This window comes from Microvirga lotononidis (assembly GCF_034627025.1).
Taxonomy (GTDB): domain Bacteria; phylum Pseudomonadota; class Alphaproteobacteria; order Rhizobiales; family Beijerinckiaceae; genus Microvirga; species Microvirga lotononidis.
Map to the genome: position 1 here is coordinate 3,631,179 of NZ_CP141048.1, position 22,275 is coordinate 3,653,453.

At 65.5% G+C, this 22,275-nt stretch carries 20 protein-coding genes; 9 read left to right on the top strand and 11 right to left on the bottom strand.

Annotated features, from left to right (window positions below; all coding sequences use genetic code 11):
- Positions 1 to 274: 274 nt before the first annotated feature.
- A complete protein-coding gene (locus U0023_RS17180) occupies positions 275 to 595 on the top strand; it encodes a 2Fe-2S iron-sulfur cluster-binding protein (RefSeq protein ID WP_009489459.1) in 321 nt (106 codons plus the stop codon).
- A 15-nt stretch (positions 596 to 610) separates the two neighbouring features.
- Positions 611 to 1,036 carry a universal stress protein gene (locus tag U0023_RS17185; RefSeq protein ID WP_009489461.1) on the top strand — a complete coding sequence of 142 codons (426 nt, stop codon included), beginning with the start codon at positions 611 to 613 and terminating at the stop codon, positions 1,034 to 1,036.
- Between the two features lie 127 nt (positions 1,037 to 1,163).
- On the opposite strand, the gene U0023_RS17190 is transcribed toward U0023_RS17185, so the two are convergent.
- The 4 genes from U0023_RS17190 to U0023_RS17205 form a co-directional block, all read right to left on the bottom strand.
- Complete coding sequence (locus U0023_RS17190) at positions 1,164 to 1,733, bottom strand: hypothetical protein (protein ID WP_009489463.1); 570 nt, start codon at positions 1,731 to 1,733, stop codon at positions 1,164 to 1,166.
- 61 nt (positions 1,734 to 1,794) lie between these two features.
- A complete protein-coding gene (locus U0023_RS17195; protein ID WP_009489465.1) occupies positions 1,795 to 2,970 on the bottom strand; it encodes a vWA domain-containing protein in 1,176 nt (391 codons plus the stop codon).
- Between the two features lie 50 nt (positions 2,971 to 3,020).
- On the bottom strand, positions 3,021 to 4,868 hold the full coding sequence (locus tag U0023_RS17200) for a cation:proton antiporter domain-containing protein (protein ID WP_009489467.1): 1,848 nt from the start codon (positions 4,866 to 4,868) through the stop codon (positions 3,021 to 3,023).
- Between the two features lie 334 nt (positions 4,869 to 5,202).
- Entirely contained in the window at positions 5,203 to 6,489 is a 1,287-nt protein-coding gene (locus U0023_RS17205) for a cystathionine gamma-synthase family protein (RefSeq protein ID WP_009489469.1), read from the bottom strand.
- Between the two features lie 109 nt (positions 6,490 to 6,598).
- Here U0023_RS17205 and U0023_RS17210 point away from each other — a divergent pair, with 109 nt between their 5' ends.
- On the top strand, positions 6,599 to 7,447 hold the full coding sequence (locus tag U0023_RS17210) for an AAA family ATPase (protein WP_009489471.1): 849 nt from the start codon (positions 6,599 to 6,601) through the stop codon (positions 7,445 to 7,447).
- The gene (locus U0023_RS17215; protein WP_009489473.1) at positions 7,447 to 7,971 is read left to right on the top strand and encodes a SixA phosphatase family protein; all 525 of its coding nucleotides are present in this window, start codon (positions 7,447 to 7,449) and stop codon (positions 7,969 to 7,971) included. Before U0023_RS17210 ends, U0023_RS17215 begins: the two co-directional genes overlap by 1 nt.
- Here the strand turns inward: U0023_RS17215 and U0023_RS17220 are convergent.
- The 5 genes from U0023_RS17220 to U0023_RS17240 all read right to left on the bottom strand — a co-directional run bounded on the left by U0023_RS17220 (position 7,968) and on the right by U0023_RS17240 (position 14,317).
- The gene (locus U0023_RS17220; protein ID WP_040637971.1) at positions 7,968 to 8,492 is read right to left on the bottom strand and encodes a GNAT family N-acetyltransferase; all 525 of its coding nucleotides are present in this window, start codon (positions 8,490 to 8,492) and stop codon (positions 7,968 to 7,970) included. The genes U0023_RS17215 and U0023_RS17220 overlap by 4 nt on opposite strands.
- Before the next feature lie 168 nt (positions 8,493 to 8,660).
- The gene (locus U0023_RS17225; protein ID WP_009489477.1) at positions 8,661 to 10,097 is read right to left on the bottom strand and encodes a M20 family metallopeptidase; all 1,437 of its coding nucleotides are present in this window, start codon (positions 10,095 to 10,097) and stop codon (positions 8,661 to 8,663) included.
- A gap of 251 nt (positions 10,098 to 10,348) precedes the next feature.
- Positions 10,349 to 12,202, bottom strand: a complete 1,854-nt coding sequence (locus tag U0023_RS17230; protein WP_009489479.1) for an ABC transporter ATP-binding protein — start codon at positions 12,200 to 12,202, stop codon at positions 10,349 to 10,351.
- Positions 12,203 to 12,386: 184 nt separating this feature from the next.
- Entirely contained in the window at positions 12,387 to 12,671 is a 285-nt protein-coding gene (locus U0023_RS17235) for a hypothetical protein (RefSeq protein ID WP_009489481.1), read from the bottom strand.
- A gap of 101 nt (positions 12,672 to 12,772) precedes the next feature.
- Positions 12,773 to 14,317: a helicase HerA domain-containing protein gene (locus U0023_RS17240; protein WP_009489482.1), complete on the bottom strand. Its 1,545-nt coding sequence runs from the start codon at positions 14,315 to 14,317 to the stop codon at positions 12,773 to 12,775.
- Between the two features lie 201 nt (positions 14,318 to 14,518).
- On the opposite strand from U0023_RS17240, the gene U0023_RS17245 reads away from it, so the two are divergent.
- On the top strand, positions 14,519 to 14,767 hold the full coding sequence (locus U0023_RS17245; RefSeq protein WP_009489483.1) for a hypothetical protein: 249 nt from the start codon (positions 14,519 to 14,521) through the stop codon (positions 14,765 to 14,767).
- A gap of 10 nt (positions 14,768 to 14,777) precedes the next feature.
- Here U0023_RS17245 and U0023_RS17250 read toward each other — a convergent pair whose 3' ends face one another.
- Positions 14,778 to 16,280, bottom strand: a complete 1,503-nt coding sequence (locus tag U0023_RS17250) for an MDR family MFS transporter (RefSeq protein WP_052600441.1) — start codon at positions 16,278 to 16,280, stop codon at positions 14,778 to 14,780.
- Positions 16,281 to 16,541: 261 nt separating this feature from the next.
- Between U0023_RS17250 and U0023_RS17255 the strand changes: the two genes are divergently transcribed.
- The 4 genes from U0023_RS17255 to dksA all read left to right on the top strand — a co-directional run bounded on the left by U0023_RS17255 (position 16,542) and on the right by dksA (position 20,787).
- A complete protein-coding gene (locus U0023_RS17255) occupies positions 16,542 to 17,621 on the top strand; it encodes a hypothetical protein (protein WP_009489485.1) in 1,080 nt (359 codons plus the stop codon).
- Positions 17,622 to 17,690: 69 nt separating this feature from the next.
- Positions 17,691 to 19,139, top strand: a complete 1,449-nt coding sequence (locus tag U0023_RS17260) for a YcjX family GTP-binding protein (RefSeq protein ID WP_009489486.1) — start codon at positions 17,691 to 17,693, stop codon at positions 19,137 to 19,139.
- Entirely contained in the window at positions 19,136 to 20,122 is a 987-nt protein-coding gene (locus U0023_RS17265; protein WP_009489487.1) for a YcjF family protein, read from the top strand. Before U0023_RS17260 ends, U0023_RS17265 begins: the two co-directional genes overlap by 4 nt.
- Before the next feature lie 245 nt (positions 20,123 to 20,367).
- Positions 20,368 to 20,787 (top strand): RNA polymerase-binding protein DksA, encoded by a 420-nt coding sequence (dksA, locus tag U0023_RS17270; protein ID WP_009489488.1) that lies wholly within the window; start codon positions 20,368 to 20,370, stop codon positions 20,785 to 20,787.
- A gap of 69 nt (positions 20,788 to 20,856) precedes the next feature.
- Here dksA and U0023_RS17275 read toward each other — a convergent pair whose 3' ends face one another.
- Positions 20,857 to 22,083, bottom strand: a complete 1,227-nt coding sequence (locus tag U0023_RS17275; protein ID WP_322883753.1) for a hypothetical protein — start codon at positions 22,081 to 22,083, stop codon at positions 20,857 to 20,859.
- Positions 22,084 to 22,275: the final 192 nt, after the last annotated feature.

Sequence of the window (22,275 nt, forward strand, 5' to 3'; positions counted from 1 at the left end):
CATTCCCTGAAAAACGAGGTGAATGCGTGGCCGCAACCGGCGCGGAACCCCCATCACGGGATTCCGCACGGTAATCTGTCATTTACCAAGCAAGTCTAGCGGCCGATCTGCAACAAGGAAACCCGATGTCCCCTGTCATTTATGAACGTCGTTAACGGCTTAGTAACCTGCTCTACCAGGGAAAATTACGGCGAAAAGACGGCAGGTTCTGCGCTCGTCTCTCGTCTTCCGGTGCAGTCTGTCATAAGTATGCGCCGACAAGCAGAGGTCCGCAATGATCAAGATCACGTTCATCGATGCCGAAGGCACAGCCCGCACCGTCGAGGCGGAGGAGGGCTCAACCGTCATGGAAACCGCCATCCGCAACGGCGTCCCGGGCATCGAAGCGGAGTGCGGAGGAGCCTGCTCCTGCGCGACCTGTCATGTCTATGTCGCCGAAGAATGGGAAGCCGCGACCGGCCAGCCTCAACCGATGGAAGAGGACATGCTCGACTTCGCCTACGACGTGCGCCCGAATTCACGGCTCTCGTGCCAGATCCGCGTCCGGCCCGAACTCGACGGCCTCGTCGTTCACACCCCCACCCGCCAAGGCTGAATCCGGAGGAAGCCCATGTTCAAGACGATCCTGGTTCCCGTCGATCTCGGAGAGATCGATCAGGCGCAGCCCGCCATCGACAAGGCTGTCGAGCTCGCCAAAATGTCGGGCGGATCCTTACGCCTGATCTATGTGCGCGCCATCGTGCCCGTCACCTACATGGAGTTCATGCCGCCGACCTTCGACGACGAGCAGCAGGGCGAGTCGGAGAAGAGGCTGGCCGGCCTGGCCGCCAAGGTGGCCCTTCCGTCCGAGCGCGTCTCCGCCGTCGTCCGGCTCGGTTCGGTCTACAACGAGGTCCTGGACGAAGCCGAGCAGACCGGCGCCGATCTTGTCGTCATCGGCTCTCACCGGCCGACAATGGCGACTTATCTCCTCGGCTCCAACGCCGCCACCATCGTGCGCCACGCCAAGTGCTCGGTGCTGGTGGTGCGGGCCTGACGGCAGCTCTCACGCCGCCATGGCCGGGCTTGTCCCGGCCATCCCAATGCGGTGAAACTCCACGCCTTTCCAGTCGAGATCACCGGCACATGGCCGGTGATGATATGGGGAACAGACCTTCTCCTTCTTAAGGAGCCTTCGGCAGAAGCTCCGCCGGAAGTTCCCCGGCCCGGAAGGGGCGAGGCTTGTTGAGGCGGATCATCGGCTCGATCTGCCAAACGCCCACGACGGCGAAGAGCGCTCCCAGGAGGGCGACGCCGGTTGCGCCCATCCGGAGGGCCTGCCAGATCAGGTAGGCCATGGCCAACAGCGATGCGACGGCCAGCGCCGAAGTGGGCAGCCAGAGACCCATGGGCTTTCCGGCCACGAAGCGAGCTTTCGGATTGGCCCGTGCGACGGCGTCGCACAGAGCGGACACGAAGGCGCGGTATTCCCCGGTCAGTTCCTGAGCCTCGACCAGGCTCTTCCAGTTGAGCGAATTGAACGTGAAGGACTTGCCGTCCTGCATGGTCACTTTCGTTCGAAAGGATTTCTGCGCCAGCCGGCCGGGCTCGAAGGTCATGCGGACCGTACTGACGGCGCCGAGCTGAACCTCATGCACCTTGCGGCCGGAATCCACCGTGAGCCGGTCGCCCTTGAGGATGAAGGAAATCGGTCCGCCGAAGGGCTTGGGGCTATGGGTGTAGGTCTGGGTCATGCGGCTTCTTAGCGGCACCTCACCCGTTCGGCAAACCGGGTCCCGCGGTATCGAATGAAACCTACCGGACCAGCTCGCGCATGGCGTGGTCGATGCCTTCGAGGTTGAGCGGGAACATCCGCTCGCCGAAGACCTGCCGGATCAGGCCGATGGACTGCGTATAGCCCCAATGCGGCTGCGGCACCGGGTTCAGCCACACGGCTTTCGGGAAATGATCGAGGATGCGCCCGAGCCAGGCCTGCCCCGGCTCCTCGTTCCAGTGCTCCACCGACCCGCCGGGATGGGTGACCTCATAAGGGCTCATGGAGGCATCGCCCACGAAGACGATCCGGTAGTCGGACGGATAGGTGCGGATGACGTCGAGGGTGGGGATCACCTCGTCGAAGCGACGGCGATTCTCCTTCCACAGGTTCTCGTAGACGCAGTTGTGGAAGTAGAAGTGCTCGAAATGCTTGAACTCGAGCCGCGCCGCCGAGAACAGCTCCTCGGCGATCGCGATGTGCCAATCCATGGAGCCGCCTACGTCGAGGAAGAGCAGCACCTTCACGGCATTGCGGCGTTCGGGCCGCAGGCGCACGTCCAGATAGCCTTTGTGGGCGGTCTCGTGGATCGTCTCGTCGAGGTCGAGCTCTTCCGCCGAGCCGGTGCGGGCGAAACGGCGCAGGCGACGCAGCGCGATGCGCATGTTGCGAACGCCGAGTTCGACGCTGTCGTCGAAATCCTTGAACTCGCGCTTGTCCCACACCTTCACGGCGCGGAAATTGCGGTTCCTGTCCTGACCGATGCGGATGCCTTCCGGGTTGTAGCCATAGGCGCCGTAGGGCGAGGTTCCGGCGGTGCCGATCCATTTGTTGCCGCCCTGGTGGCGGCCCTTCTGCGCCTTGAGGCGCTCCTTCAAATTCTCCCAGAGCTTCTCCCAGCCCATGGCTTCGATCTGCTTCTTCTCCTCGTCCGTGAGATAGCGTTCCGCGAGCCTGCGCAGCCATTCCTCCGGGATCCCGGTCGCGTCGACCGCATGTCCCATGCTGGCGATGCCCCTGAACACATGGGCGAAGACCTGGTCGAAGCGGTCGAAATGCCGCTCGTCCTTCACCAGGCAGGTGCGGGAGAGGTAATAGAATTCCTCGACGCTCTTGTCGGCGAGATCCCGGTCGAGCGCCTCCAGCAGGGACAGGTATTCGCGGAAGGAGACAGGCACCTTGGCCGCGCGCAGCTCTGTGAAGAAGGTCAGGAACATCGCGCCAGTGTCCGGCAAACCCCGGGAAGGTCAAGGGTAGGGAGCGAAGTTCAGGTCTCGACTTCGGTCGTCTGCTCGGTCACGGCGGATGGAGCCGCCTTGCCGACCCGCCGGCGCGCCTGGAACACGACCCGGTCCGGATCGCGCTTCGGGTTCTTCCTCCGGAGGATTTCCCGGAACTCGTCCCGCCTTTCGTGGATCGACGCGATCACGAGGCCCATGGGGACCCCGATATCGCTCAGGACCGCTTCCGTGAGCTGAAGGGACGCCTCGATGGTCTCGGGCACCGCATCGTCCACGCCGAGCTCATAGAGCTGCGTCGCATGGCGCGCATCCCGGGCCCGGGCCACGATGGTGATGTCCGTGCATTCCTGCCGGGCGGCGGACACGACGCCCTCGATGGAGCTCAGGGTGTCCAGGGTGATGACGAGGGCCAGCGCCCGGTCGATGCCGCAGGCCCGCAGGAACTCGGGATAGGTTCCGTCGCCGTAAAAGACCGGCTTGCCGGCCTTTCGCTCGGATGCGACTCGGGCCGGGTCCAGGTCGATGGCGAGATAGGGCACCTTGTGCCGTTCGAGCATCTCGGCGACGAGCTGGCCGACCCGCCCGTAGCCGGCGATGATGACGCGACCGACCTCGTCCGTCGGTGGCGCGACGGCTGCGAGCGGATCGAGCGGCTGGCGAACCTCGAGCTTGCGACCCAGCCGCTGTCCGAGGCGGGCCAGGAGTGGGATCGCCACCATGGTGAGGGTCGTCACGAGAAGGAGGTGCTGGCCGATCCCGGCGGGGACGAGGCCGGCCATCATCGCGGCGCCCAGGATGACGAGACCGAACTCGCCGCCGGGACCCAGGAGCAGCGCGGTCTCGGCCGCCTCGGCCGTGTTGAGGCCGTAAGGGCGCCCGATCGCCACGATGGAAATGCCCTTGATGGCGATCACCGTGGCCGCGAGAGAGAGGATCAGCAGCGGCGCTTCGAGGAAGCGGAACAGGTCGAGGCTCATGCCGACCGAGACGAAGAACACGCCGAGGAGCAGCCCCTTGAAGGGCTGGATGGTGACGTCGATGGCGCGCCGGTATTCCGTCTCCGAGAGGAGGATGCCGGCGATGAACGCGCCCAAGGCCATCGACAGTCCGCTCACGGCAGCGATCAGGCTGGTCACCAGCACGACGAGCAGGCAGGCGGCCATGAAAAGCTCAGGGCTTTTCGTCGCCGAGACGAGCTGGAAGAAGGGTCGCAGGATGAGGCGGCCGAGGCCGATGATCAGGACCAGCGCGACGACCGCCTGCAGGACCAGGATGGCGAAGGACGACGGGGTGACCTCGGGTCTGCTCGTATCGAGCACGGCGATGGCGAACAGAATCGGCGCGACCAGGAGATCCTGGAATAGGAGGGCCGAGAAGCTGGCCCGCCCGGGCGCCGTGTTGAGGCGCTTCCGCTCGGCCAGGACCGGGATCACGATAGCCGTGGAGGACAAGGCGAGGGCCAGCCCGACGATGGTGGCCGCCGTGATCGTCTCGACGGTTCTGAACGCATAGAACACCAGCCCCAGGATCGCGGCGCCTAACAGGACCTGCAGGGAGCCGAAGCCGAAGACGAGGCGCCGCAGGGTGCGAAGGCGCTGCCAGGACAGTTCGATGCCGATGGTGAACAGGAGGAACACCACCCCGAATTCGGCCAGGCGCGAGGTCCCTTCCGGATTGGTGAAGGTGATCCAATTGATCCAGGGATAGCTCGGCATGAGCCGCCCGAGCCCATAGGGCCCTAGCAACGCGCCCGCCGCCAGAAACCCCAGAACCGGGCTGATTCGGAGCCGGTGGAACAGGGGGACGACGATGCCTGCCGTTGCCAGAAAAAGAATTGGTTCCTGATAGGACTGCAAGTCGATCGCAGCGGCCATTGCTTCCTTCCGGTTCGACCCATTTTCGTTCTACCGGTCGGACATGCGCAAGGGTTTATTGCAGCGCAAAGCGGAATGGCGGGCGCGACATGGGCGCATGGGGAAACGGCAGGTGCCCCTCTGGCGGGACATCCTTCCACGCCATCACCGGCCTCGTGCCGGTGATCCCGATGAATGGAGGCGCAGCGCTTCACAGCATCGAGATGGCCGGGACAAGCCCGGCCATGACGTGGTGAGCGTCATCCCGGGGCTGCGTAGCACAACCCGGGTCGCGGGACGAGAATGGAACCACGTGATCCCGGATCGCCTGCGGCGTCCGGGATGACGAGTCGGTTCAACCCAACGTGGACAGCGCCTGCGCCAGATCCGCCACGAGGTCGTCCGGGTGCTCGATGCCGATGGACACGCGGATCGTGGCGTCGGAGACGCCGAGGCGGTCGCGGGTTGCCTTCGGCACGCCGGAATGGGTCGTGGAGGCCGGGTGAGAGATCAGCGATTCCGTGCCGCCCAGGCTCACCGCCAGCTTGAAGACCTGGAGCGCGTTGAGCACCCGAAAGGCCTCGGCCTCGCCGCCCTTGACGTCGAAGGAGAAGGTGGAGCCGGGAGCGTCGGACTGAGCCTCGTAGACCTCCTTGGCCCGCGAGCCTTCCGGCAGATAGGCGAGGTGGTGCACCTTCACCACGCTCGGGTGCTCATGCAGGAACTGGGCGACGATCTCCGCATTGCGGTTCGCCGCGTTCATGCGCAGGGCAAGGGTTTCGAGCGAGCGGCCGATCATCCAGCAGGAATGGGGATCGAGCTGGGTGCCGATGGCCGAGCGCAGCAGGCGCACCGTCTTCATCAGCTCCTTCGATCCCAGGGCCGCGCCGGCGATCAGGTCCGAGTGGCCGCCCACATATTTCGTAAGCGAATAGACCGAGACGTCGGCGCCGTCCTTGAGGGGCTTCTGGAAGAGCGGGCCGAGCAGGGTGTTGTCGCAGACGATCACGGGACGGTGGCCTTGGGCCTGGCCGATCTCGTCGGCGATCCTCTTGATCAGGGCGATGTCGACCAGGGTGTTGAGCGGATTCGAGGGCGTTTCGATCATGATGACCGAGACGCGGCCCTTTCCTTGGGCTTCCTTAGCCGCAGCCCGGATGCCGGCCTCGTCAACGCCGTCGCCGAAGCCCACGGCCCCGATGCTCATATTGGCGAGCGTCTTGGCAATCAGGGTCTCGGTGCCGCCGTACAGGGGTTGCGAGTGGAGGATCACGTCACCGGGCCGGGCAAAGGCCAGGATCGTCGTCGCGATGGCCGACATGCCCGAGGAGAAGAGGAGACCTGCCTCCGCCTCCTCGAAGACGGCGAGCCGGTCCTCGACGATCTCGGAATTCGGGTGGTTGAACCGGGAATAGACCAGGCCCGCCGCCTCGCCCTGGGGCGGCTCCCGGCGGCCCGCGACGTAATCGAAGAATTCCTTGCCGTGCTCGGCGCTGTTGAACACGAAGGTGGAGGTCAGGAACACCGGCGGCTTGACCGCACCTTCCGACAGGGTCGGGTCGTATCCGTAGCCCAGCATCAGGGTTTCGGGGTGCAGCTTGTGATTCCCGATTCGGTCCTTGTGGTAGCGATTGTAAGCCATAGGTCATTATCCTCCCGGTTTGTTTGTCATGGGCTTAACCTATGAGAGCGATTGCCGAAAGGTGGGGCCAGGCCATAGGTTCGGGATCGTCGGAAGGAATGGTGGAAGAATGGCGCGTTTTGCCGGAACGGAATCGTATGTGGCGACCGAGGATCTCACGGTGGCGGTCAATGCTGCCATCACCCTGGAGCGTCCGCTTCTGGTGAAGGGCGAGCCCGGCACGGGCAAATCGGTCCTCGCCGAGGAGATCGCCAAGAGCCTGAACGCTCCGCTCCTGACCTGGCATGTCAAGTCGACCACCAAGGCCCAGCAGGGTCTCTACGAATACGACGCCGTCTCGCGTCTGCGCGACAGCCAGCTTGGAGATCCCCGGGTGTCGGAGATCCGCCACTACATCAAGCGCGGCAAGCTGTGGGAGGCTTTCGCCTCCGAGGTGCGGCCCGTGCTGCTGATCGACGAGATCGACAAGGCCGATATCGAGTTCCCGAACGACCTGCTGCTCGAACTCGACCGCATGGAATTCTTCGTCTACGAGACGGGCGAGACGGTGAAGGCGGCCCGGCGGCCCATCGTCATCATCACGTCAAACAACGAGAAGGAACTGCCGGACGCCTTCCTGCGCCGCTGCTTCTTCCATTACATCAAGTTCCCGGACGCCGAGACCATGGCCCGGATCGTCGAGGTGCATTACCCCGGCATCAAGCACCGGCTGGTGGAGGAGGCTCTGAAGATCTTCTTCGACGTGCGCGAGGTGCCGGGGCTGCGCAAAAAGCCGTCCACCTCCGAGCTGCTCGACTGGCTCAAGCTTCTGCTCTCCGAGGATATCGGCCCTGAGCAACTGCGCGAGCGCGACACCCGCAAGCTCATTCCGCCGCTCCACGGGGCGCTGTTGAAGAACGAGCAGGATGTCAGCCTGTTCGAGAAGCTCGCTTTCATTGCCAGACGGGAAGGCCGCTGATGCTTCGTCTCCTGCTCCTCCGCCATGCCAAAGCCGCCTGGCCCTCGGGCACGCTGGACCTCGACCGGCCCCTCGCGAAAAGGGGACAGGAGGCGTCCCTCGTCATGGGGACCTACCTGAAGAGCGAGCGGCTCGAGCCGGATCTCGTCGTCGTCTCGCCGGCGCGGCGGACGCAGGAGACCTGGGAGCGGGTCCAGCCGTTCCTCGGCGAGATCGAGATGCGCCGCGACGGGCGGATCTACGAGGCCCCGGTCGGTCGCCTGCTCGACGTCCTGCGCGAGATGCAGCCCGAGGCCCGCACCCTCCTGCTGATCGGCCATAATCCGGGTTTCGAGGAATTGGCGAAGCTCCTCATCGGGGAGGGTGACATGGACGGGATCCTGCGGCTGGGCCAGAAATACCCGACCGCAGGTCTGGCCGTCATCGATTTCGCGTTGGACGACTGGGCCGATGTCGCGCACAAGTCCGGACGGTTGGAGCGCTTCGTCACGCCGAAATCCCTCGGAAGCGGCGAGGACGATTAAGCTCCCGTGGGCTGCGGAAGATCCATGGACAGCAGCTCCTCGTCGTGGAAGACGTCGCCGATGCGGATCGCCTTGCGCTCGATCCCGTAGGGCCTGAAGCCGAGGCCGTGATAGGTGCGCCGCGCGCTCTCGTTCGCGAGCCCTACGGCGGCTTCGAGCATGATCACATGCCGGGACGCGTGGTCGATCACCCGCCGGACCAGAGCTTTGCCGACGCGCTGCTTGCGCCATTCCGGCTTCACGTACACGCCCCACATCACGCCCTTGTGCCGGGCTTTCAGGCGGTCGTAGACGGCAAAGCCCGCCATGCCGACGAGGACATCTCCGGCGAAGGCGCCGAAGATCGCATTCGGATTGGACGTGGGAATACGCGCCTCGATGGTCTCGAGCGGAAGCGGCGCCTCCTCCTCGTAGCTGGACCCGAAGGCTTCCGGGTTGCTCTGCAGCGCCTCCAGTCTCAGGTCCCGATAGGCTGAGGCGTCGGACGGCCGGAGAGGTCGGATGGAAAAGGCGTCGGGCATGGGTTCCTGCCGGTTAATTTCGGGAGAGCCCTCCATCTCCGTCCTCATCGAACGGAGCGGAGGACGCTTGCGAAATAGAGCTGTTTCCAATGGCGTGGAACCAGCTCTCTTCTCTGCTTAGCCGCATCTTTTGACGCAAATGCGGGAACCGGTTTTGCGTTCGATGCTCTAGGCCGCCTTGGCCCGCAGATCGTCGGGCGTGACGTCGTCCGGGATGGGACAACGATAGTCGCGCCCGCCATTGCGTTCCTTCAGCTCCGCCTTCGCGCGGGCGACGAGGTCGGGATTGCGCAGGCAATCGGCGGCGGTCGCCGCCATGGCCTTGGCGGCCAGCGCCATGCCCTTGTGCGCGGCCGGCAGGTTGCCCTGGGTCACGAGCTGCCACGTGTGGAACGGGGTGCCGATGGCGAAGCAGGCCGTGTGGCATTGCACCGTGGGCACGATCCAGCTCACGTCGCCCACGTCGGTACTGCCCATCATGACCGCCTCGCTGGCAGGCATGGACAGCACGCCGTCGTGCAGCACCTTGGTCTTGAGGGAGAGATCGTGCGGCTTGACGCTCGCGACGATCTCCTCGTCCGTCAGGGCCACCTTCTGCAGCTTCTCCGCGAAGGCGAAATCGGCCGTGTCGAAGGCGGGCGGACCGAGGCGGCGCATGTTCTCGTACATGGCCTCCTGTAGCGCCTTGTTCGGCAGCACATTCGAGGTGGCGTCCGTGATCTGCACGGTGACGGTGGTCTCCGTCATCAGGGCCGCGCCCTCGGCAATCTTCTTCACGCGCTCGAACAGGCGCTCCGCGTCGGGCAGATGAGGCGAGCGCACCAGGTAGAGCGATTCCGCAAAGGCTTGGACCACGTTCGGCGCGTTGCCGCCCGCATTCGTGGTGGCGTAATGCACGCGCGCATCCGAGGGCATGTGCTCGCGCATGTAATTCACGCCCACATTCATCAGTTCCACCGCATCGAGAGCGGAGCGGCCCACATGTGGAGCCTCCGCCGCGTGGGCGGCGCGGCCCTTGAAGCGGAAATAGGCCTGGATGCAGGCGAGCGACGACGAGGTCTGGACCTCGTTCACCACGCTCGGATGCCAGCAGAAGGCGGCGTCGAGATCGTGGAACAGGCCGGCCCGGGCCATGAAGGTCTTGCCCGATCCGCTCTCTTCCGCCGGGCAGCCGTAATAGCGCACGGTCCCGGCGATCCCCTCGGCTTCGAGCGCGTCCTTAAGGGCAACGGCCGCCAGCGCGGAGCCGGCACCCAGCAGATTGTGGCCGCAACCATGGCCCGGCGTTCCCGTCATGGTCGGACGGTGCTCGGTCCGGGCGGATTCCTGCGCCAGATCGGGCAGGGCATCGAACTCGCCGAGGATGCCGACGACGGGCCCGCCTGACCCCCATTCCGCCACGAAGGCCGTGGCCATGCCCCCGACGTTCCTTGTGATGCGAAAGCCTTCGCGCTCCAGCATGGCGATCTGCTCGGCCACGGCGCGATGCTCCTCGAAGGCGAGTTCCGGCGCGGCCCAGATCCGGTCGCTGAGAGCGCAATAATCTTCGGCCTTGGCATCTACACGGCGGGCGATGACTTCAAGGCTCAGGCGGTCGTTATGCATTATGTTATCTTATCTCAAACAATGAAATCGACGCGGACACTATCAGGTTCGCGCCGATCGGGAAGGGACAGACGGTTCGCTTTCCGCCAGGCAGGTGAACTGAAACTGCAATACTTTGTTTTCGCCGGATCATCGGTGTCCGGCCGCACCTCTCGCGATTGGGATGGCCGGCACGAGGCCGGCCATGATGGCGGAGGGGATCCCACTCCGCGAGCCACATGTCATGGACCGACGCGATACAGGCATTCCCGCTAAACCGCCTCGTCCGCCACGCCTTTCCGCGCGGCAAGAAACCCGCCGGATTGGCGGGACCAGAGCCCGGCGTAGAGGCCGCCATTCTCCAGAAGCTCCTCGTGCGTGCCTTCCTCGATGATGCGGGCGTCGTCCATCACGATCAGGCGGTCCATGAGCTGGAGGGTGGAGAGACGGTGGGCGATGGCGATCACGGTCTTCCCCTCCATGAGTGTAGCGAGGGATTCCTGGATCGCGGCCTCCACCTCCGAATCCAGGGCCGAGGTCGCCTCGTCCAGGATCAGGATCGGCGCGTCCTTGAGGATCACGCGGGCGATGGCGATGCGCTGGCGCTGGCCGCCGGAGAGTTTCACGCCCCGCTCGCCCACATGGGCATCGAAGCCGCGCCGCCCGCGCCCGTCGGCGAGCCGCTCGATGAACTCGACCGCATGGGCCTGGCGCGCCGCCTCGCGCATGGCGTCCTCACCCGCGCCAGGCCGCCCGTAGAGGATGTTCTCCCGGATGGAGCGGTGCAGCAGCGAGGTATCCTGCGTCACCACCGAGATCTGCGAGCGCAGGCTTTCCTCGCGCACGTCGGCGATGTCCTGCCCGTCGATCAGGATGCGGCCGCCTTGAGGCTCGAAGAAGCGCAGGAGCAGGTTGACCAGGGTCGTCTTGCCGACGCCCGAGCGTCCCACGAGGCCGATCTTCTCGCCCGGCCGGATGGTGAGGTTCAGCCGGTCGATGACTTTGTCGCCGTCGCCATAGGAGAAGTCGACGCGATCGAACCGGATCTCGCCACGGCTCACCGTCAATGGCTTGGCTTCCGGCTTGTCCTGCATGGTCAGCGGACGCGAGATCGTCTTCATGCCCTCCTGCACCGTGCCGACATTCTCGAAGATGCCCATGACCTCGAAGGCCACCCAACCTGACATGGAGACGATCTGGGTCGAGAGCAGCAGGGCGGTGGTCATGGTGCCAGCATCGATGCGGTTCGCGCTGAAGAGCCACACCGCAACAGTGCCGGTCGAGACCAGGAAGACGGCGTTGAGGAAGGTGAGCCCGGCCACATAGAGTGTGTTGACGCGCTGCTGTCCCATGAACGCGTCGTTGAGCCAGCGGTAGCCTTCCTTGATGTATTCGTCCTCGTCCTTGCGGCGCCCGAACAGCTTCACCGTCATGATGTTCGTGAAGCTGTCCACCACCTTTCCGGTCACGGCCGAGCGCGCCTCGCTCGACACGCGGGACAGCTTCTGGATGCGGGGCAGGGAAACGGCGAGCAGGGTTGCGTAAAGGATGAACCATCCGGTCATGGGCAGGGCGAGCCGCCAGTCCTGCGTGCCCAGGAGCCCGATGGAAGCCGCGCCGAAGATCAGGATCTGCCAGACCGCGCGGGCGACCGACAGGATCGTCTCGCGCAAGGGCCGGCCCGTCTGCAGCACCCGGTTGGCGATGCGCCCGGCGAAATCCTCCTGGAAGAAGCCCAAGGGCTGACGCACCACGTGCCAGTAGTTCTGCCAATGCACCATGGTGGTGAAGGACACCGCCAGGGAATGGTTGACCAGGAGCCGGAACAGGATCGTCCCGAGCGGCCGCACGAGCAGGATGATCGTTCCCATGGCGATCAGGAGCGGCCCGGCTTCATGGAAGATCCCTTCGGGCGAGGTATGCGAGATGGCGTTGACCAGTCGGCCGATGAGCCAGGGGACGAGCGCCTCGACGACGGCAAGCACGAAGCCCAGGGCGAAAAGCGCCACGAACAGACCCTTCGCCTGAGCGATGAAGTGCCAGTAGAACCCCCAGAGATCATCCGGCGGCGATTCCTCCGGATGAGGTCTGGTGAAGTCGATCCGGGTCTCGAAGAAGCGGAACATCGGCGCATCCCATCGGCTTTGGCCCGAATCAACGGGACCAAGGGGGCGCAATGATGCAGCGATCTTTGTCCGGGAGGTGGCGTATCCTTCCAGAAATCTCCCAAACGAGACACTGCAAAGGAAAGCCACCAAATAAGAATTTACAGCGGAGCCGCAGCAAGCCTGGGCTCAATCGCCGCGGAGGCTACTGATATGCCTTTATCCAAGCCTGTGCTGCCTCCTGCGGTGTTGCTCCATTCAGGATCATTTGCTGTTCAAAGCGAACTCGTTTGGCATTGTCGCCGAAACCTCGCGCCAGCCACTTCGCAACCATGCCACCGAATAAGGCATAGAGTACGTGGGACCATGTGCCGTTGAAGGCAAAGACAGCAATGATGGCCCACAGAAACCAGATCGTCATGCCGATCCAGACCCAACCAAGTAGACCTGCAGCCATTTCAAAAAAAACGAGAGAGCGTTTTCCGTTCATGTTGTTCTCTAGGGAAGCTTACATCGCCACATAAGCGTGACAGCCCGAATCGGGTGGATAATCTATAAACATGTCCCGTCACTGCTTTGAAGGGGCGAGCTTCACCCCATCGCGAACAAATCTCGCGTCTCCGGCACCTGCGGCTCCTCGAAGGCGTTCGGGTCGCCGGGGCCGGTTTCCCAGCCGAGATCGGGGAGAGCGATGATGCGCAGGCCGCGCGGGTCGTTGCGGGTCACCACGATGTTGCGGCTTTCCATATAGGCGATGAGGCGCCGGGCACGTCCGGGCGAGCGGCTGCCGCAGGCGCGGGCGATCTCGCCGTCGGGCGGGCAGGGTGTGCCTTCCATGGCCGCTCGGGCGATCAGCAGGAACACGCCCTGGATGTCCTCCGCCAGATCGGCCGCGAAGGCCACCGCGCGATCCCACTCGGAGCCTTCGGCCGTGGCCGTGTCGACGCCCGCGCGCGCAACCGCCAGACGGCGGCGGAAGGCGTTGAGATTGAGCGGCTCGCCGGAGACGCGGCGGATGCGGCAGCGCACGAGGAAGTCCTGATACAGGACGGCCACGGAGCGGAAGGCGGCTTCCGGATCGTCCAGGATCTCGCGCAGGATCGCATCGAGGGCCGCCTCGCGCTCGGCCTTGGATTGCTCGGTTTCCTCCACTTGCGGCTCCGGCGCGGCGGCCGGCCTCGTGCGGGCGAGCTGGGCAAGGAGATCGTTCGTGGAGGGTGCCGGAGGCGGCGGGGGCGCCCGGCGGGGCATGACCGGACGGGCGACGATCTCGTCCTCGCCGGCCTTGAAGATGAGATCGCGGGCCTCTTCCTTCGGCTGCTCCGGCAGGGGCATGAGCTTGAAGGTGCCGCTGCGGGTCGAGGTCTCGACCGCGCCGATGCGGATCGGCAGGGGACGGCGCGACAGGGCAGGGCCGAGAGCGACGAAATGGCCGCGCTCGAGGTCGCGGAACATCTCGGCCTGACGGCGCTCCATGCCCAGAAGATCGGCCGCGCGGGCCATGTCGATGTCGAGGAAGGTGCGGCCCATGAGGAAGTTGGAGGCTTCCGCCGCCACGTTCTTGGCGAGCTTGGCGAGGCGCTGGGTGGCGATGATGCCGGCCAATCCACGCTTACGGCCGCGGCACATGAGGTTGGTCATGGCGCCGAGGGACACCTTTCGCGCCTCGTCGGAGACATCACCTGCGGCGGCTGGCGCAAAGAGCTGCGCCTCGTCCACCACCACGAGCATGGGATACCAGTAGTCGCGGTCCGCATCGAAGAGGCCGCCGAGGAAGGCGGCCGCGCAGCGCATCTGCGCTTCCGCGTCGAGACCTTCCAGGCTCAGGACCACGGAGACCCGGTGCTGGCGCACCCGGGCGGCGATGCGCTGAAGATCGCCTTCGCTCCGGGAGGCATCGACCACCACGTGGCCGAACTTGTCGGCCAGGGTGACGAAATCGCCCTCAGGGTCGATGATGGCCTGCTGGACGAGGTTGGCGCTCTGCTCGAGAAGGCGGCGCAGGAGATGCGACTTGCCGGAGCCGGAATTGCCCTGGACGAGCAGACGCGTCGCCAGAAGCTCTTCCAGATCGAGCAATGCCGATTGTCCCCCCGGGGCGGAGGACGCCAAGCCCATGTCGATGCCGACCTTCATCAGCCTCCCTCTTGCGGTACTCGAAAATAGTCGGGCACGGTCCTAACACGGCAAGGCTTAAGGAAGTGCCGGAGATCGTGAAGTCCTCCACAGGCGAAATGGGCTTTCCCCAGCCATGACGCCGCAGGTCGAGCGAAACCGGCGCGCATGCAGGTCATTAACGCTCAGGATGTCCACCACCTTCGATGCAGGAGAGGATCGATGCCCGGCGCGGCTTCCATCATGCCTGCCTTCCACCCCCTCCCGGCTGTGTTGAGGGACGACGGCGGGCCGAAAATCCTCAAGGCTGCGGCGGGGCGCTCCATCTTCCAGGAAGATCCCGACGCACCGATGCTCCCGCCCGCCGGTGCCTCGCGCGCCGATACGGTCTTCATGACCGTCGGCGCCATCCTGCTGCTGATTCTCGCGGGTTCGCTCCTCTGGACGCTGCTTCGCCAGCGGCGTCGGTGAGAGGCGCCGCTCAGTCGGCGACCACCGCCTCGGCGGCCTTGACCGCGCTGCCGCGCAGGGGGCGCTCCTCGAGGGCGAGAAGGAATGCCAGCGAAAGCCCGAACCCGACGACGGCCGCCATGAAGACGTAGCTGAATACATCGGCCAGGTTGATGCCGCTCTGGGCTGCGACCGCGCCCAGGGATTCGAAGCTCGTGGCTCCGCCGATGCCCGAGGCGCCGAGCACGATGGCCCCGAAGATGGCCACGATGAAGGCGCCGCCGAGCGAGCGGAAGAAATTGGCCGTGCCCGTCGCGGTTCCCATCTGATGGGGCGCGACCGCATTTTGGGTCGTCACCATGGTGACGGGAAGCACCGTGCCGAGGCCCACGCTGATCACGGCCAGGATGATTTCCACGGTCACGATGGACAGGGACTGGCCGTACACGGCAAGCACGCCCGTGGTCGCCATGGCGACGATGAGGCCCACGGTCGGAAGCCGCTTGTAGTGCTTCACCTTCGCCATGCTCCGGCCGGACATCGTCGCACCGACTACCGTTCCGGCCATGAGCGGGATGAGGGCGAGGCCCGACAGGCTCGCCGAGAGACCCCGCACCGTTTCGAAATAGACCGGCAGGTAGATGGTGAGGCCGATATAGGTGCCCATGCCGAAACAGGCGGCGAGCACGGCCATGCGCACCACCGGGTTGTGCAGCACTCCGGGCGGGATCAGCGGTTCCGGCGCCAGGCGCATGCGGACGGCGAAGAGAACCCAGAGGAGCGCGGAGGCGGCGAAGAGCCCGAGGATCGGCAAGGACGCCCACGGATAGCGCAGCCCGCCCCAGCTCAGGGCGAGCAACAGCGCGACGGTCGCGGCCACGAGCAGAAGCGCGCCGAGCACGTCGAGCCGATGCGGACGCTCGAAGCGGGGAAGCTTCTTCAGGGAATGGAAGGCGATCGTCAGGGCCAGGAGGCCGAGCGGCACATTGATCCAGAAAATGACGGACCAGTGCAGATGCTGGGCGAAGAAGCCGCCCAGGACCGGACCGAGCAGACTCGACGTCATGAACACGCTGGCGAAGTAGACCTGATAGCGGCCGCGTTCGCGCGGCGCGACGATATCTGCGATGATGGTCTGAGCGAGCGCGATCAATCCGCCGCCGCCGATACCCTGCAGGCCACGCGCCAGGATGAGAACGATCATGTTCGGCGCGAGAGCGCACGCGATGGAGCCGATGATGAAGATCACGATGCCGATCAGCATGGTGACGCGTCGGCCGTAGGAATCGCTGAACTTGCCGTAGAGCGGGGTCACCGCCGTAGAGGTCAGGAGATAGACCGTCACGATCCAGGGCAGGTGCTCCAGGTCGCCGAGTTCGCGGCCGATGGTCGGGAGAGCCGTCGCGATGATGGTCTGGTCGAGAGCCGCCAGGAACATGGACAGCATGACGCCGAGAATGATCGTGCGGATTTCGGTGTGGCTCAGGGCAGGTGCCGGGTTGTCCCGCACGCTCTCGTTCGGTGATTGATCCATTGTGTCCATCGCGTTCCGGGAACCCCCATCTAGAGGAGAACGGGTCATTCTGTCCGGACTTCTGCTGCAAGTCAGATATGCTCTCAGATCAGGTTCGTTCCATAGTCGGGATTGATCGGCGGGTTCGTGCAAGGGCCCGCCTGTCCACTCACCTTCTCCGAGAAAGACGGCACGGGGGCTTGAGACTGAACCCAGCGGCTCCATCATCGTTCTGCCTGGAAGCTTTTTCATCGTTTTCGGCCGAAGCGGGGGCCGATCATCATGACGCCACAGACGATTCTGATGCTCGGCCTCGCCTTGCGCGCTCTGATCCCTGCTGAGATGGGCGAGGCCGCGTCTCCGCCCGAGAAGGAAGCCAAGGCTCTCCAGGCACGCTACGAGCCGGCGAGCCGCGAGGTGACCAACTGGCGCCGCGAGGCCATGGGAGCCTTGGAGCCGAAGCCCGTCGTGGCCATGGTGGCCTTCTTCAGGGCCGAGCGCCCCTTCGTGACCCGCTGCGTGAAGCTCAACAATTACTGGTGCATCAAGAGCGCCCGCTGGAACGGCGAACTCGCGACCGACGGCGAAGGCCATGTCGGCTTCGCCACGGCCGATCATGGCGCCGATGCCGCCGCCACCCTGCTGCGACGCTATTATCTCGAGTTCAACCGCAAGTCCGCGCTCGACATCGTCCGTCGCTGGGCGCCGGCCGAGTGCAACGTCGCGACCAGCCTCGGCGACATCGCGCTGCTGGCGGTGAGGGGCATCGGCGGGACCGTCCGGGCGCAATATCTCGCGTCGCGCCGCAAGAAGGGCGGTGCCGTGCGCTACACGGCGAAGGCCGGTCCCGGCGGGAAACCGGGGCGGGTTTCGGTGGTGATCCCGATAACGCCGAAGACCCCGCAATACCGGGTCCCGAGCATCGCCGAGGGCATGGGCGAGAAGCCCAAGCCCGCCCAGCCTCCTGTCGCCGTTGCACACCGCAAACCCGTGAAGGAGCCGGCGGTCACCGCCTCGGCCGCCCCCAAACTTGCTCCCAGGCCGGTCCCGAAGGTTCAGGTGGCGTCCGCCTGTCCGTCGGAGGATCAGCGCCACCGCAACTACGCGAGCCGGATGGTCGAGGGCCTTGGACTTGGGCCGACGGACGATCTGAAGCTGTTCGCCCAGGACGGGACGCCTCAGCCGAACCTGGTCCACGTGATGCTGGCCATGTCGTCTTTCGAGCTGGGGGCGCTTCGCGCCAGTCCCGATCTGGTCGAGGAGGCCGTCGAACGGGCCGCGGCCCGGTTGAAGGAAGGGGCAGGAACGGAGGAGAAGAAGGCGGACCTTTCGCAGGTGCCCCCGCAGAGCTTGGAGCGCTGACGCTGCCTTGCAGGTTAGGACTTCAGGCCCCACCTACGAGCTTGGCTTGAGAGAATTGGGTTCATCTTCGTGTCTGTCATTACCGATCTCGCCTCCCGCGCCGGATCCGCGGCGCAATCGCTCTGGGAGGTCTCCGGGCAGCTGATCCAGCCCTCTCTCCGCCTCGGCGTGACAGGCCTCGCCCGCTCAGGCAAAACCGTCTTCACCACCGCCCTCGTGCATCATCTCACGCGCGGCACGAACCTGCCCGCCTTCCGCGCCTCGGCCGAGGGCCGTATCCGGCGGGCCCATCTGACGCACCAGCCGGACGATGTGGTGCCGCGCTTCCCCTATGAAGAGCATATGGCGGCGCTGACGGAGAGCCGCCGCTGGCCGCAATCCACCAACCGCATCAGCGAGTTGCGGGTGGATGTGGAGTACGAACGCAAATCTGGCTGGCGCACGGGTCCGGCCTCGCTCGCCCTCGACATCGTGGATTACCCCGGCGAATGGCTGCTCGACCTCGCGCTTCTCGAAGCCGGCTATGCCGAATGGTCCCGGCAGACCGTCGAGGCGAGCCGCAAGCGCGACCGGGCCGCGGCGGCGGGGCGCTGGCACGAAACGCTGAAAACCCTCGATCCCACAGGCTCTTCCGACGAGATGCTCGCGTCACGGGCGAGCGAAGCGTTCAAGGATTATCTCACGGTCCTGCGGGCGAATTCGGAGGCCGTCGCCACCACGCCGCCGGGCCGGTTCCTCATGCCGGGCGATCTGGCGGGCTCGCCTGCGCTCACCTTCGCGCCGCTCGATCTGGCCCAGGGGCAGCCGATCGCCCCGGGCAGCTTCGCGGCCCTCATGGAGCGGCGTTTCGAGGCCTACAAGACTCATGTGGTCCGGCCGTTCTTCCGCGATCATTTCCAGCGCATCGATCGCCAGATCGTGCTCGTCGACGTGCTGGCGGCCATCGATGCCGGGCCGGTGGCCCTCGCCGAGCTGGAGGAGGCGCTCGACCAGGTGCTGATGGCCTTCCGGATCGGACGCAACACGCTCCTGTCCCGCCTGTTCTCGCCGCGGGCCGACCGGGTTCTCTTCGCCGCCACGAAGGCCGATCACATCCACCACACGGACCACGACAGGCTCGACGCGATCCTCCGCCTTCTCGTGAACCGCGCCTCGCGCCGGACCGAGGCCGCCGGCGCCCGGGTCGGGACCGTGGCGCTCGCTTCCGTGCGCGCCACGCGCGAGACGACGATCCGCGAAGGCCGCGAGACCCTGCGTGCCGTCGCGGGCGTTCCCGAGGCCGGCGAGCGGGTCGGGGACGAGATCTTCGACGGCGAGGCTGAGGCCGCGATCTTTCCGGGCGAGTTGCCGGAGACGCCGGAGGCCGTTTTCCAGGGCGCCATCCCGCCGGGCTCCTTCCGGTTCCCGCGTTTCCGCCCGCCGAAGCTGCCGGTCGATGCGGCGGGCCGCATGGCCAAGATGCCCCATATCCGCCTCGACCGCGCCCTTGAATTCCTGCTGGGGGATCGTTTCGCATGAGCCGCCAACCTCGCGCCTATCGCCTCGACGATCCGAACGTCACGGCCGGCGCCGTCCAGGTGACGGAGGAGCCCTTCGACGCCATCGAGGCCGCCGACGGCATCGTGGTGCCCATGGGCGAGAAGCGCCGTGCGCCCTGGGTCGGCATCCTCCTCTCCGCTCTGTCGGGCCTCCTCGTGCTGGGGCTCGGGCTCGCGGTGGAGAAGCTGATCGTCGATCTCTACGCCGTCGCGCCCTGGCTCGGCTGGGTGGCGATGGCGCTCGCAATCCTGGCCGTTCTCGCCTTCCTTGCCATCATCGGCCGCGAGGTGGCGGGCATCTGGCGCGAACAGAAGATCGAGAGCCTGCGCGAGGCGGCCATCGATGCCCTTGCGGTGAAGGATCACAAGGCCGCGAAGGGGATCGTGTCCGACCTCCTGAGCCTCTACGGCGGCCGTGCCTCGGCGGCCCAGGGGAGCGCTCGCCTGCGCGGCCTGACCGACGAGATCATCGATGCGGACGACCGCCTCGCCATCGCGGAGCGGGAGCTTCTCGCCCCCCTCGACGCCCAGGCCAAACGGGCCATCGCGGGCGCTGCGAAACAGGTCTCCCTCGTGACGGCGGTGAGCCCCCGAGCCATCGTCGACGTCGCCTTCGTGATCTTCGCCGCCGTGCGGTTGCTGCGGACCCTCTCGCGCATCTACGGCGGGCGGCCCGGCCTGTTCGGCTTCCTGCGGCTGGCCAAGGCCGCCTTCAACCACCTTGCGGTGACGGGGGGCATGGCCGTCGGCGACAGCCTCATGCAGCAGGTTCTGGGACTGGGCCTTGCCGCACGGATCTCGGCCAAGCTCGGGGAGGGGGTTCTGAATGGGCTGATGACCGCCCGGTTCGGCCTTGCGGCTCTTTCCGTCTGCCGTCCGCTGCCCTTCATCCGCGAGGAGACGCCCAAGATTGGCGACGTGGCCGGCGAATTGATCAGCAGGGCCGAGGCGGCCGCCTCCTAGCGCATCGTTGGACGCGGAAAACCGGATCCACTTTTCGCTGACGCGGCCCTCTGGGTCCGCACGAGGCCCTAGCGGCTCGCCGGACCCTACTTTAGGGGTGCGGCAAATCGTTCTGGTCCGTCTTTCCAAGGCGCAAAAGAGGTGCCCGGGCCTGTTAGACAAATCGATGACACTTAATCTCGTTGTCCCCGATCCTGCTTGCCTATATAGGGGCGCCACGGTTCATCGGGGAAGAACGGCTGAACATGACAGACATCGTGATTGATGAGGGTTACCGTCCGACAGAAGACGAGCCCTTCATGAATGAACGGCAAAGGGAGTATTTCAGGCGCAAGCTGATCCGTTGGAAGCACGACATCCTCAAAGAGGCTCAGGAAACTCTCGCCACCTTGCAGAGCGAGAACGAGAATCATCCTGACCTCGCGGATCGCGCCTCCTCGGAAACGGATCGCGCCATCGAGCTTCGTGCCCGCGACCGCCAGCGCAAGCTCATTGCCAAGATCGATGCCGCGCTCGCGCGGATCGAGGACGGCTCTTACGGCTATTGCGAGGAGACCGGGGATCCGATCTCCCTCAAGCGCCTCGAAGCGCGTCCCATCGCAACGCTTTCGCTCGAGGCCCAGGAACGCCACGAGCGAAACGAGCGCGTCTACCGGGACGACTGAGACCTTCCATCGCCAAATTGAAAGGGCTCCGCTTGCGGAGCCCTTTTTTCTTTGACGCTTCAGGATGCTTCAGCCCTTCTTGGTCGGGTCCAGCGGACGTCCGAGAAGGCGCGCGAATTCCGCTTCGATATCCTCGACGGAGAACGGATCCGTCGGCTTCTGCTGCGCGGCGGGTGTCTCTTTCGCCTGAGGCGGAAGCGGGGCCGTCACGGGCGGGGGAGGCGATGCGGGGCGGATCGGCTCCGGAGCCGGAGCGGGCTTGGCCGGCGGAGCGGCCTCCCGTTCCTCTTCGGCGAGTTCTTCGTCCTGATCCTCAACCGCGGCAGCGGCCGGTTCTCCATGCGCCCGGGCGGGCTCCAGGATCTCCTCTTCCTCCTCGACGAGCTCAGCGGGTTCTGCCGGAGGCGTCATCGGGGGAGGCGAAACGGGGCTTGCCGGGCGCTTCAGGGCTTCCTCGAGCTGTTTGGCCATGTCCGACAAGAGGCCGGCTTCCGAGGCGGGACGCGGCGCGGCGGCTTGCGGCTCGACCGGTGCCGGCTCGGGCGGGCGGACCGGCTCGGGTTCCACCGGAGGCGGCGGCACCGGTGTCGCTCGGGACTGGAACGGTGGAGGCGTAAAGGCCGGGCGCGGTTCGGGACGCTCCACGACCGGGGCCGGAGCCGCGGGAGGCGGATTCTGGAAAGAGGGCGTCCGCGCTTCGGCGCGCAGGCCGTGGATGGCCGGGGCGGCCGAGACGGCAACGGCGTCGGGCTTCAACACGGGCTCGGGGCGGGCCGGGATCGGAGCGCTCACCGTGGCGACGGGTGAGAGTTCCTCATCGATGTCGGATTCATCCGAAGGGCGCCGCACGAAGGACCCGAGCTGGGCCGCGAGCTGGCTCTCGATGGATGGGCGACCGGCGGGTTCGACCTGCGGAGCGCGGGGCGCCTGATCCAGGGTCGGTTCGAAGCGCTCCATGCCCGTATCGTTGGACGCGGCGGGAATGCGAGCGCCTGCAACCCGGACGATGTTGGTCTCGATAACCACGTCGTTCGGGCCGCCGATGAGAAGGAGGTGCTCGACGTTGTCGCGGCGCAGCAGGAGGAGCTGCCGCTGCCGGTCGAGGTCGTACACGTCGACGATGCCCAGCCGCGGCTGGCGGCTGCCGCGACCACGATCGCTGTTAGGCATCATCAGGCGCGCGCCAGTCAGCTTGCGGAAGACTACACCGAAGAGCACGAGAAGGATCAGAATGATCGCGAATGCAATCGCGAATTGGACTGCCCGTGACGCTTCGATACCGAAAAGAGATGACACGTTGTACTCTCAAGTGTTTGCAGGCCTCTGCAGGCCCGTTCTGCGTTGGTTGTACCACATTGACCGCCAAAGCCAGCGACAAGGTTAACAGATGGTTAACGAATGCTGGCTTCTGCACGCGTCATGTGGATGAGGATCGGTCCTCGACGATGGGACCAAAATGGGTCTGATCCCCTTTTCATCAAGGAAAAT

Excerpts from the sequence above, each read along its gene's own strand:
- U0023_RS17180 (WP_009489459.1), top strand. The coding sequence starts at position 275 with ATGATCAAGATCACGTTCATCGATGCCGAAGGCACAGCCCGCACCGTC.
- U0023_RS17185 (WP_009489461.1), top strand. The coding sequence starts at position 611 with ATGTTCAAGACGATCCTGGTTCCCGTCGATCTCGGAGAGATCGATCAG.
- U0023_RS17190 (WP_009489463.1), bottom strand. The coding sequence starts at position 1,733 with ATGACCCAGACCTACACCCATAGCCCCAAGCCCTTCGGCGGACCGATT.
- U0023_RS17195 (WP_009489465.1), bottom strand. The coding sequence starts at position 2,970 with ATGTTCCTGACCTTCTTCACAGAGCTGCGCGCGGCCAAGGTGCCTGTC.
- U0023_RS17200 (WP_009489467.1), bottom strand. The coding sequence starts at position 4,868 with ATGGCCGCTGCGATCGACTTGCAGTCCTATCAGGAACCAATTCTTTTT.
- U0023_RS17205 (WP_009489469.1), bottom strand. The coding sequence starts at position 6,489 with ATGGCTTACAATCGCTACCACAAGGACCGAATCGGGAATCACAAGCTG.
- U0023_RS17210 (WP_009489471.1), top strand. The coding sequence starts at position 6,599 with ATGGCGCGTTTTGCCGGAACGGAATCGTATGTGGCGACCGAGGATCTC.
- U0023_RS17215 (WP_009489473.1), top strand. The coding sequence starts at position 7,447 with ATGCTTCGTCTCCTGCTCCTCCGCCATGCCAAAGCCGCCTGGCCCTCG.
- U0023_RS17220 (WP_040637971.1), bottom strand. The coding sequence starts at position 8,492 with ATGCCCGACGCCTTTTCCATCCGACCTCTCCGGCCGTCCGACGCCTCA.
- U0023_RS17225 (WP_009489477.1), bottom strand. The coding sequence starts at position 10,097 with ATGCATAACGACCGCCTGAGCCTTGAAGTCATCGCCCGCCGTGTAGAT.
- U0023_RS17230 (WP_009489479.1), bottom strand. The coding sequence starts at position 12,202 with ATGTTCCGCTTCTTCGAGACCCGGATCGACTTCACCAGACCTCATCCG.
- U0023_RS17235 (WP_009489481.1), bottom strand. The coding sequence starts at position 12,671 with ATGAACGGAAAACGCTCTCTCGTTTTTTTTGAAATGGCTGCAGGTCTA.
- U0023_RS17240 (WP_009489482.1), bottom strand. The coding sequence starts at position 14,317 with ATGAAGGTCGGCATCGACATGGGCTTGGCGTCCTCCGCCCCGGGGGGA.
- U0023_RS17245 (WP_009489483.1), top strand. The coding sequence starts at position 14,519 with ATGCCCGGCGCGGCTTCCATCATGCCTGCCTTCCACCCCCTCCCGGCT.
- U0023_RS17250 (WP_052600441.1), bottom strand. The coding sequence starts at position 16,280 with ATGGATCAATCACCGAACGAGAGCGTGCGGGACAACCCGGCACCTGCC.
- U0023_RS17255 (WP_009489485.1), top strand. The coding sequence starts at position 16,542 with ATGACGCCACAGACGATTCTGATGCTCGGCCTCGCCTTGCGCGCTCTG.
- U0023_RS17265 (WP_009489487.1), top strand. The coding sequence starts at position 19,136 with ATGAGCCGCCAACCTCGCGCCTATCGCCTCGACGATCCGAACGTCACG.
- dksA (WP_009489488.1), top strand. The coding sequence starts at position 20,368 with ATGACAGACATCGTGATTGATGAGGGTTACCGTCCGACAGAAGACGAG.